The following is a 1,055-nucleotide window of genomic DNA, read 5'->3' as shown; positions in this document are numbered from 1 at the left end:
GCGACTGGTTATTTAGTTTCGCTTGAATACGAATTGAGTTATAGTAAAGAATGTACGCTTGAATCGTTTGTACAACGATTGCCGTCGTTGTGCAAGTGAGCGGTTCAAGGTAAAACGTTTCAGACTTTAGCGTGGAATGAAACGACTCGATCAGGGCATTATCAGCGGGCGTTCCTTTACGGGACATGCTCATGGTAATGCCCTTTTCCTTTACAGCATGCTGATACGCATAAGAGGTGTAAACGGAGCCCTGGTCGCTATGCAGCATAGCTCCGCTCACATCAGGGAGCTGCTGCAGGGTATCCAGCACAAAATGGACATCCTGCTTATTCCCAATACTGTAGGCCACAACCTCGCCGTTGTACAGATCTAAAATACTCGACAAATACATCATGGTGCTGCCATAAGGAAGATAGGTAATGTCCGTGACTAGCTTCTGCAAAGGGCGATCTGCTACAAAGCGCCTTTGCAGCAAGTGCTCGGCCACATGTGCGGGCTGTCCCGTCGGTTTACGCTTCTTCACCTTGACCCGACACTGCCATCCATGCTGTTGCATAATGCGCTGTACACGTTTGTGATTGACCGTCTCTACGCGGCGTAACTGGGCCGTGATCTTCCGATACCCGTAACGAAAGCGATGCTTCTGACATAACGCTTGGATTCGTGAAACAAGCTCATTTGACTTCTCAGATAAACGTCGTTTCTTCCAACGATAGTATGTGGAACGGGGCAATCCGATCCAGTCGCAAGCTTGCTGCACGGTAACGCTGGTTTTGATACTCTCCATCCATGGAATTATGACTTCTGGCGACAGCTCCTTTCCCACTCCTTGAACTTTTTTAGTACTTCGATCTGCTGCTTCAGAAAGCGATTCTCCGCAAGCAGTTTCTCTGTCTCTGATTCGTACTCTGGACCTTTGTCATAGCTATATTGTTTGCCAACAGGCTGGCTCAGACGGTGCAACTCTCCTGCTCTGTACCAGCGTAGCCACGTTTCCACTTGAGTTCGGTTTCGAATGCCTAATTGCTCTAATACTTCTCTCTTCGTAGCACCGG

At 48.5% G+C, this 1,055-nt stretch carries 1 protein-coding gene; it reads right to left on the bottom strand.

All coding sequences use genetic code 11. The features are described from left to right. A protein-coding gene (locus tag ACFQZE_RS24350; protein WP_379362063.1) for an IS3 family transposase occupies nucleotides 1–1,055 on the bottom strand; the annotation gives its coding sequence in 2 pieces (ribosomal slippage) (nucleotides 1–843 and nucleotides 843–1,055; 1,056 coding nt annotated over the 2 pieces). This gene is flagged as partial in the annotation.

Source organism: Paenibacillus sp. GCM10027627 (genome assembly GCF_042675505.1).
Taxonomy (GTDB): Bacteria; Bacillota; Bacilli; order Paenibacillales; family Paenibacillaceae; genus Pristimantibacillus.
Note: the sequence above shows the minus strand (reverse complement) of the source record. Positions and strands in the feature narration are given on the sequence as shown.